Annotated in this window: 9 protein-coding genes, 1 tRNA gene and 1 pseudogene; 8 read left to right on the forward strand and 3 right to left on the reverse strand. The window is 33.8% G+C overall.

Features of this window, described 5'->3' with window-relative positions:
* Nucleotides 1-276: 276 nt before the first annotated feature.
* A pseudogene (locus tag B0E34_RS19100) lies at nt 277-1,145 on the reverse strand (IS982 family transposase).
* 372 nt (nt 1,146-1,517) lie between these two features.
* On the opposite strand from B0E34_RS19100, the gene B0E34_RS19105 reads away from it, so the two are divergent.
* On the forward strand, nt 1,518-2,018 hold the full coding sequence (locus B0E34_RS19105; RefSeq protein ID WP_123956707.1) for a hypothetical protein: 501 nt from the start codon (nt 1,518-1,520) through the stop codon (nt 2,016-2,018).
* Between the two features lie 36 nt (nt 2,019-2,054).
* Here B0E34_RS19105 and B0E34_RS19110 read toward each other — a convergent pair whose 3' ends face one another.
* Nucleotides 2,055-2,507: a hypothetical protein gene (locus B0E34_RS19110; RefSeq protein WP_087712075.1), complete on the reverse strand. Its 453-nt coding sequence runs from the start codon at nt 2,505-2,507 to the stop codon at nt 2,055-2,057.
* Between the two features lie 109 nt (nt 2,508-2,616).
* On the opposite strand from B0E34_RS19110, the gene greA reads away from it, so the two are divergent.
* The 7 genes from greA (at nt 2,617) to B0E34_RS19145 (ending at nt 8,592) form a co-directional block, all read left to right on the forward strand.
* Nucleotides 2,617-3,087, forward strand: coding sequence for a transcription elongation factor GreA (greA, locus tag B0E34_RS19115; protein ID WP_076395207.1), 471 nt, complete (start codon nt 2,617-2,619; stop codon nt 3,085-3,087).
* A gap of 54 nt (nt 3,088-3,141) precedes the next feature.
* Nucleotides 3,142-3,531, forward strand: coding sequence for an HIT family protein (locus B0E34_RS19120; protein ID WP_087712077.1), 390 nt, complete (start codon nt 3,142-3,144; stop codon nt 3,529-3,531).
* A 74-nt stretch (nt 3,532-3,605) separates the two neighbouring features.
* Nucleotides 3,606-4,793, forward strand: a complete 1,188-nt coding sequence (clpX, locus tag B0E34_RS19125) for an ATP-dependent Clp protease ATP-binding subunit ClpX (RefSeq protein ID WP_087712079.1) — start codon at nt 3,606-3,608, stop codon at nt 4,791-4,793.
* Between the two features lie 77 nt (nt 4,794-4,870).
* Nucleotides 4,871-6,898, forward strand: a complete 2,028-nt coding sequence (locus tag B0E34_RS19130) for a T9SS type A sorting domain-containing protein (protein WP_087712081.1) — start codon at nt 4,871-4,873, stop codon at nt 6,896-6,898.
* Nucleotides 6,899-6,904: 6 nt separating this feature from the next.
* Entirely contained in the window at nt 6,905-7,126 is a 222-nt protein-coding gene (locus tag B0E34_RS19135; RefSeq protein ID WP_087712083.1) for an Fjoh_0651 family PID-CTERM protein, read from the forward strand.
* Nucleotides 7,127-7,187: 61 nt separating this feature from the next.
* Nucleotides 7,188-8,474 (forward strand): peroxiredoxin family protein, encoded by a 1,287-nt coding sequence (locus tag B0E34_RS19140; RefSeq protein ID WP_087712085.1) that lies wholly within the window; start codon nt 7,188-7,190, stop codon nt 8,472-8,474.
* A gap of 44 nt (nt 8,475-8,518) precedes the next feature.
* A tRNA-Met gene (locus tag B0E34_RS19145) sits at nt 8,519-8,592 on the forward strand.
* Between the two features lie 126 nt (nt 8,593-8,718).
* Here B0E34_RS19145 and B0E34_RS19150 read toward each other — a convergent pair.
* Complete coding sequence (locus B0E34_RS19150; RefSeq protein ID WP_228423109.1) at nt 8,719-9,051, reverse strand: transposase; 333 nt, start codon at nt 9,049-9,051, stop codon at nt 8,719-8,721.
* Nucleotides 9,052-9,253 lie beyond the last annotated feature (202 nt).

Consider the following 9,253-nt stretch of genomic DNA (forward strand, 5'->3'; position numbering starts at 1 on the left):
GAATCGTAAATTATATGCTTCTCTAAAAGCTCTTCTGCGCTTACTGATCAACTCTCGTTTTCAGTGGGGCAAAGATAACAACTTATTGTAACGCAAAACAAGTTTTGTTAACTTTAATTTCACTTTTAATTCATATTTATACGTAAAATACTGATACACTGTAATAATATTTTGGGGAAATTTAAACTAATGTTTGAGTTTTATTTGAAAACAATAAATAAAGGAAGTAATGGAAGTAATGGCAGCTATATTCTTTAATATAACCCGTTGTGCATTTTAAATAATACTTACTTTTAAGTTATTAATATTTCTATTGAAGTACGCTTTGTTTATAAATTGCACCACGGTTAAAGCTGTTATTTTAGCTAATAATCTGGTTTTAAAGCCTTCAAAACTCTTTGCATAATTGCGTCTAATCATAAATTGATCGCAAAGTTGTGAGAAAAGTGTCTCAATTCTTTTACGTTGTTTTTTGAAAAGATAAAACTGTGGTTTATAATCTTTTTGATTCACTCTTTTAGGAGTTTCCAATTCAATGTGTGCGTAATTGAACAAATCAATTTGAATTTCAGACGATAAATATCCCTTATCACCAAGTAAGGTGCAATCTGATAATTGTTCTCTAATATCTTTTAAATAATGAATATCATGAACAGAAGCGGGACTTTAAGAAAAACTCCTTTTACAGAGCAGACTGCATGAAGTTTATAACCATAGAAATGCATTTGCTGAGAGGCACAAAACCCTCTGTTTGGATAACAATATTCAGCATCTTTACAGATTTTTGAAGTGTTGCTTCTGGAAAGTTTGCAAACCTCCACAGGCATACTGTCAATAATGAATAGCTTCTCAAATTCATTAAAACTTCTTGCCAGCTTCAATCGTATATCATTAATCTTACCAGCCAATCTACGTTTCCGTCGATTATAGACACTTCGATCTATTTTTTGTCCAAGTGTATCGGGGATGTGGCGAAAAAGATGGCTTTCACTATCAATCCCCATAAATTCAGCAGTTAGAACAAGACTAATCAATTCCAAATCTTTTAGTTTTGGCATTCGTCTTTGGTAAGATAGAAGATTTTCACCTGATATTTTTCTTAAAACTTCCAAAATTCTTTCGTAATTTGCCTGCAAGTTGTTCATTGTAAATGTTTTGTGGTAAAAACAATTTACTGATTTTAAATCGAATGAACAACTTTATTCTTTTTATTCATAATGCACAACGGGTTTTAATATATAATAGTCATATATTTTACAAATTGACTTTATTATACGATTAGAATCTACAATTACAAATTTAATTCTACTATATATTGAAGAGGAAGTCTCATAACTCAATGATGTGGGTTGAGAATCGTCTGTACAAAAACCATTCTCAGACAGGAGGTTGAGAAAAACATAAAAAAGCTGTTTTCACGAGTTGTGATATAGCCTCATTGAAGTTATTCAAACTTTTTTCTTTTGAAAAAGTTTGAATAACTTCATAATGAAAAAAACAAAAAAAATGAGACAAATATGTCTTATATTCTTGATACGCAAAATCCTTTTTATTATATGCAAATATTTAATAATAAGAATGGGGTTCTGCATGATTATAAAGAAAAAATTTGTGATATGCACTTTTTTAGGTTTCATAATCAAGATAAAATTAAGTACAAATTCACAAATTCAGAAACATATGTTACTAAAGATGAAAAAATAATCAATAACATTATCGTAGAAAAATTAGATGAAAATAAATATCTCATAAAATGCTTTGAAAATGAAAAAAGTGAAAAATCAAACTTAGAGCTGACTCTCATATTAAAACCAAAAAATGTAGATTTAATTCGGTTTTATTTCTTAGATCTTAGTAACAATATACATCAAAAAATTATTAGTAAGTTGAAAGAAAAGCTAAATGGAGATTATAATTATGTAATTGAAAATTATATTGTTGATTATAAAAATGGTTTTCTAAGACAATATAAAATAGATAAAGTAGAAAAAATAAATCTGAAAATTATAAATTTATAAAAAGAAAACCGCAGAAAATCTCTGCGGTTTTTATTTCTAATAATAAATATTTAAAATTTTCCCAGCAGGATCATAATTGTAAAGGTACGTTTTCGGCTGTACATTGGCTACAGCAGTGGGTTGTCCGGTTAACAAAATCCATTGCGCATTGTCTTTTGGGCAGACAATTCTGATGTTGTCCTGAACTTCCAGAGTGGTATTGTTATCGGGACAAATGTGAGGGGCGTTTCTGTCGTAGGCTTTAAAAGAATTGTCCGATGCTCTTACGACAATTAGTCCTTTCGTTCCGGATTGCTGCTCATTGATGTAAACCCAGCCTCCAACCTGATTCAGTGCGTAGTAAGCAGGGAGGTTCAGATTTAGCGTAACGTTGATCGGATTACTTGGAAAGCAACTTACGGTATCTTCACGGCTTCCGCATGAATGTATAGATAAATTACTGAAAATCAATAATGTGATGATAGATAATATTGAAAAAGTTTTTTTCATTTCAATTTAAATTTTTATATATTTGTAAAAATTAAACGATTATTACACGAAAACATTGTCCGGCAAATGTCGGATTATTTTTTTATACTAAAACTAAATTTTGAAAATTATGGCAAGCTATGTTACAAAGGAGGGATTAGAGAAAATGAAAGCTGAGCTGGAACAGTTGGAAACTGTAGAGAGACCAAAAATTACTCAGCAGATCGCAGAAGCAAGAGACAAAGGAGATTTGTCGGAAAATGCAGAATATGATGCGGCAAAAGAAGCTCAGGGAATGCTTGAAATGAGGATTTCTAAGCTGAAAGATGTGATCTCCACTTCAAAAATCATAGACGAAAGTCAGCTCGATACTTCAAAAGTTTCAATTCTTACCACGGTAAGACTTAAAAATAATGCAACCAATCAGGAGCAGGTGTTTACATTGGTTCCGGATAACGAGAGCGACCTGAAATCCGGAAAGATTTCGGTAAACACGCCGATTGCAAAAGGATTGCTTGGAAAAGCGGTAGGAGAAACGGCAGATATTACTTTACCAAACGGAAACAAACTGTCTTTTGAAGTATTGGACATTACCCTATAATGAAAGAAAAAGAACTGAAGTTTAATTTCTAATCAAAAACATTTTTAAGTAAAAATGAGCACAATATTCACAAAAATCATCAATGGCGAGATCCCCTCATATAAAATTGCCGAGGATGAAAACTTTATTGCATTTCTGGATGCAATGCCTTTAGTAAAAGGACACACGTTGGTTGTTCCCAAGAAAGAAGTTGATTTAATTTTTGATCTGGACAGCGAAGAATACAAAAACCTTTGGGGTTTTTCTCAGGAAGTTGCCAAAAAAATTAAAAAAGCAATACCTTGTGTGAGAGTTGGTGTGGCTGTTGTAGGATTAGAAGTTCCTCATGCACATATTCATCTCATCCCGCTCAATACTGTGGAAGATATGAATTTTAAAAATGAGCGTTTAAAACTTACGGGTGAAGAATACACTGAGATTCAGAACTCTATTATTAATTCTTAAAAAATAACAGAAACTCGTAAAGCAGATTTTTACGAGTTTCTTTACTCTATACCTTATTATATTACGTATAAAAAATGAATTCAAACCAATGTTCTTTCTGCGGAAGAAAGAGAAATGAAGTGCAGATGCTGATTTCCGGTCAAAACGGCTTTATTTGCGAAAATTGTATTGAGCAGGCTCATGCAATCGTGAAAGACAGCAGTTCAAAATCAGGTTATGCACCGGCAGAAAATATAAACGAACTTAAAAAACCGAAAGAGATTAAAGAATTTCTCGATCAGTACGTAATCGGGCAGGATCAGGCAAAAAAACAATTGTCGATTGCCGTGTACAATCACTACAAAAGATTACTTCACGCTCAGGACGAAAACAGAGAAGTAGAGCTGGAAAAATCAAACATCATCATGATCGGTGAAACAGGAACAGGAAAAACACTTTTGGCAAAAACCATCGCCAGAGAACTGAATGTTCCATTCTGTATCGTGGATGCTACGATTTTAACGGAGGCAGGTTATGTAGGTGAAGATGTGGAAAGTATCCTTTCAAGACTTTTAATGGTTGCCGATTATGACGTGGAAAAAGCAGAAAAAGGAATCGTTTTTATTGATGAAATTGATAAAATCGCCAGAAAATCAGACAATCCGAGTATCACAAGAGACGTTTCCGGAGAAGGAGTTCAGCAGGGATTACTGAAACTGTTGGAGGGCAGTATTGTAAATGTTCCGCCACAAGGAGGAAGAAAGCATCCGGATCAGAAATATATTCAGGTGAATACACAAAATATTCTGTTTATTGCAGGTGGAGCCTTCGACGGGATCAAAGAGATCATCGAAAGAAGAATGAACAAGCAGGCAATAGGTTTCAGTTCGGAAAAAATTAATAAAACGGATGAAGACGAATACATATTAACCAATATTAATGCAATTGATCTTCGTTCTTTCGGTCTTATTCCTGAACTTTTGGGAAGATTCCCGATCATTACCTATCTTGATAAGCTTACCAAAGAAACGATGGTAAGAATTATGAAAGAACCTAAAAATTCAATAGTAAATCAGTTTATCGAACTTTTTAAAATGGACGGAACAAATCTGAAGTTTACGGATGGAGCCATTGAAAAAATTGTTGAAGAAACTATTGAAAAAGGTTTAGGAGCAAGAGGTTTGAGAGGAACCACAGAAAAGGTGCTTGAGGATTATATGTTTTCTATAGGTGAAGAACAGGAGATCATATTAACAGAGGATAATATTTTTGTTAATAAATAAAATATTTTTGTTTTTTAGTAAAAAAAACATAACTTTGCATTTGAGATATTGTATTAACACACAAATATTTATATACAATGAGAAAAAGTTTATTTGCTATTGGTTTATTGGCAGCTATTTATTCTGTTCAGGCGCAGAATGTTCTAGTACACGTAGATGATGCTGCTACTACGTATGTAAGTGAAGGTACTTTGGTATATAGTGGAGGGGGATTCCAGACCAGAGGAGCTGGTATCGTAGATGTTCATGGGAACATTATGGTAGATGCTTCTTCAGCGGACGCTTTCAAAACAATTACTACTGGTGGTGCTAACAAAACAGATGGTGGAAACATCGTCTTAAGACTTAATACACCAGGAAGTTACGATGCTTCTACTTACGGTCAGCTTTACATTAATGGAATTTCTGCGGCAAATCTTACCGGTGTGGTGAGTAAAGAGTACAGAACGGCTAAAAATGGTAACGGAAACTATTTCCAGCAAATGGCATTACCTTTTGCAGGAAAAGCGTACAGTACCTTATCAACAGAGTTGAACAAGTCTTTCGGTACTACAAGAACTCTCAACAACCCGGGATATGTTAATAATGATTTGATCTTATCATGGAATAACGCAAATGCCGTTTCAGATCATGTTACGAATCTTGCCAACACAACTCCTAATTTTCCGGCATATTACATGTTGGGCTCGAGATCAAACAATCTTGATTTAAGTACTCCACCATCAACTTTACCCACTATTGCACCTACTGCTACAGGTAGTGTTTATACATTAAGCGGTGCTCCGGTACGTTCTGAAGATCTTACAGCCGTGAGTTTGCAGAATGCAGGAAATGTTTCTTTTGGAACGAACGGTCTTGGGTATAATACTTATGGAGAGCAATATGCAACTTATCTTCAGGATCAGTTCTCTAATACAACAGGAAAATTTGTAGGAAACTTCGGTAAAAATATTTATCAGTTTGGAAATCCTTACTTTACTAATCTTGATTTATCAAGAATTGGATATGTTGAAAACACTGGGGTAACGGATGGAAATGCTGTGTCTAATATTTGGGGAGTAAAATATACAACGGGAACAGTCGTTAGTTATGCTGGAGGAAGCAACGGAGGTGGTGGAACATACACTACCGGAGCTCAGGTTCAGACATATACTACAGGAGGAGTTCCTGTTGGAGATACAGGTTTACTTATCAAACCAATGCAGACTTTCGTGTTGAAATTGAGAGACAACACAGCACAGACATTGAATTTTTCTACTCTTAGAAGATTCAACAGTACTGTAAGAGCTGCAAATGTAGATTATAATGTAAATGCTGCTAAATCTTCAGCGAATACAACTTTCGGACAAAAAGGAACTACCAATACTGTAAAACAGCTTGGAGTAATTGCTCTGGATGTTAATGGAAATGAAGTTGGAAGAACTTATTATGTGGTAAATCCAAACTTTACAACAGGACACCAGACATCATCTGCAACAACAGTTCAGGCTTCTGCTACAGGAGGCGATGTTATCGGCACTTTTGAAGAAGCTCCAGGCGGAGGTTATGATAATAACAATCTTAACTATTGGTTATATATTAATGAAGCTAACGAAGTTAATTTCTTAGGGAAGAATGTTAAGCTTGTTAATTATAATACCAATGTAGTTAAATCTTATAAATTTGAAGTTAAAGAAAACGGAGAATTGGTAAATAACGGAGTACATCAGTTATCTTCAGGAACCGGCTTCTATTATAAAGCATCTAACGGAAGTTTGCAGCAGGCAATTCAGGGAGGTATCACTTCAGCTATCGCTACTGAAGCGGATCTGTACTATGGAGAGCCATCCGGTATCGTATTAGCAACAAATGATACTAAATCGCCATCAAGAACATTGGTTGTTTACAATCCTGCAATTGATAACTATATCGTTAGATTTGATCCTAATTGGAAAAAAGCAGACATCGAAGTTTATGATATGAGTGGTAAATTAGTAATCTCTAAAAAAGCTGTTGAGACTTCTAGAGACTTCGTAATTGAATTGGATAAAAATATCAAAAATTCTTACGTAGTAAAAGTTGTTTCAGACAAAGGAGATATTGTTAACACAAAAATCTTAAAATAATTGAATATGAAAACTATTAATAAACTGGTCTCTACTTTTTTTCTTTTTGCAATATTATGGGTGAGCGCACAGGCACCGCCAAACCCTGGTGACGGGGGAACCGGAGGATCTGGTTCTGGAGGTACTGTAGTATCCTCACCGATAGACATGTATGTGTATGCATTAGGAATTATTGCTGTATTGTTTATTGCATTTTTTACTAAAAGATATACAGCGAAGAAAGCATAAAATTTTATTAAAATAATATTAAACTCTCTGATTACTCGGAGAGTTTTTTTATTTTTACGCTATGAAAAAAATTTTTACAACATCAGCTTTAGCAGCTGCATTTTCATTACAGGCTCAGTTTACAGTCTCCATTCAGGCTCCTGCCGATTTTAAAGACCAAGACGCAATTTTATATACTCTAAACGGTTCTAAAGATATTATTGTAACGAAAGAACAAAGTAAAAATAATACATGGACTTTCAAATATCCCAAGAATTATTTGGGAATGATGAAAGTCTATTTTCCCAACTCCAACAACACGTTCAATTTTATTTCTGAAAATAAAAACGTAAGTGTTAAGCTTGAAACACAGGCTAATAAAATAAAAGATATTATTTATCTTGATGAAGCTAATGATATCATGAGTAAGCTTCAGGAAGGCTCACAGAAGAAGGAACTTATTCTGCCTGCTTTAGCTCAGATCAAAGAATATTATAAAGACAATACGGAGTTTGGAAAAGCTTTAAAGACTGAAATCAACAGACTTTCAGGAAGCTCTTCCGGAATAGATCAGACGCAGCATCCTTTTATCTATTATTACAATACCAATTACAGTAAATTTTTGTCTGGCGATGCTTCTAAAAAAATAAATCAGGAAGAAATCATCAATTTTATTGATAAGTCTAACGATATGTTAGAAACATCATCATTATTAAGACCTATTTTAGTAAGCTACCTGAATTCGGGTGGTAATACTAATGTTACAGCCTCAGTGGATAAACTTTTAGACAGATTGAAAGTAGAAACTCCAAGAGGACAAACAGTACTTTCCGAATTGATCGATATTTTTGATGTATACGATATGCAGGATTTCAAAGATAAATATCTTAATCTAGCTAAAAATCTGAAATGTACAATTACCGACAGACTTGCTTCCACATTAAAATCTAATGCCAACGTTGAAATGGGAGCTGTTTTTCCTAATTATAAGTTTAATTCACCAGTTAATACTACTGCTAAATCTTTACAGGATATTAAGGCCGATAAAAAGGTAGTTATCTTCTGGTCTTCCACCTGTTCTCACTGTGAGAGTGAACTTCCTCAATTATTGGCTAAATACAGCGATTTGAAGGCTAAAAATGTTCAGGTTGTTGGATTGTCTTTAGATGTGGATAAGGATTCTTATTACAAAAAGATTGCAGCATTTCCATGGGTAAATGATTCTGAATTGAAAGGTTGGAACAGTACTTACGTAGATACTTACAATGTTCATGCAACTCCTACGTATTTTATTTTGGATGCTAACAATAAGATAATCAGCAAACCAGAGCATGTTGGTGATGTTTTGGAATATTTTAAGTTAAAATAAATTTGGAGGAAGTAAATATTTTTGTATATTTGCACCACCAAAACGGCGAGGTAGCTCAGTTGGTTAGAGCGCAGGATTCATAACCCTGAGGTCACGGGTTCAATTCCCGTCTTCGCTACTTATGAATAAAAGGTTTTAAGAGATTTCTTGAAACCTTTTTTATTTTGCTAAAACAATACTAAAACATTTCTATGCTGTTAGCTTCGACAAGGAATATTATTGGATCAATCGCAAAACTTGGGGGCTATGCAAAAAGTTTAGTTAATCTGAATAGAAAGAAAGTTCTGTCTTTTACCCCTCGAAGTTGTAGTCTGAAGTTTTTAATTTTCGCATTAAAAGATTCCGCAGCAGCATTGGTGCTTCTTTGATGAAAATAGTTTAAAATATCCCTGTAATGATTCATTATTGTTTTTCTTAAGATAGAAAAAGATTTAAAATCTGCTTCTTCCACCTCTTTGAACCAATGCGCCAGTTTAGTCATCGCCAATAATTTTGGAATATTCTGATTATAAATCTTTCGCAGTCCATCGGTCAATTGATATGCTTTCTCCAGATCGGGATACTGAGCAAAAAGAATAGCAGCTCTTTGTTTTTGGGAAAGTGTCCATTTTCACGGCTTTTATAAAGCAAATACCGGCTTCTTGCTAAAAGCTATTTGCGTGAATCACCGTTTTCAAATATTTCTGTACCTGAATTTTTGTATTTGTTATTTTAAAATATATAATTGTTTATTTAGTTTTAGAAAAAGCAACTTTAAAGAGTTTTCCAGCATAAACTGC

Origin of the sequence: Chryseobacterium mucoviscidosis, from assembly GCF_002177115.1 — a bacterium.
GTDB classification, from domain to species: domain Bacteria; phylum Bacteroidota; class Bacteroidia; order Flavobacteriales; family Weeksellaceae; genus Chryseobacterium; species Chryseobacterium mucoviscidosis.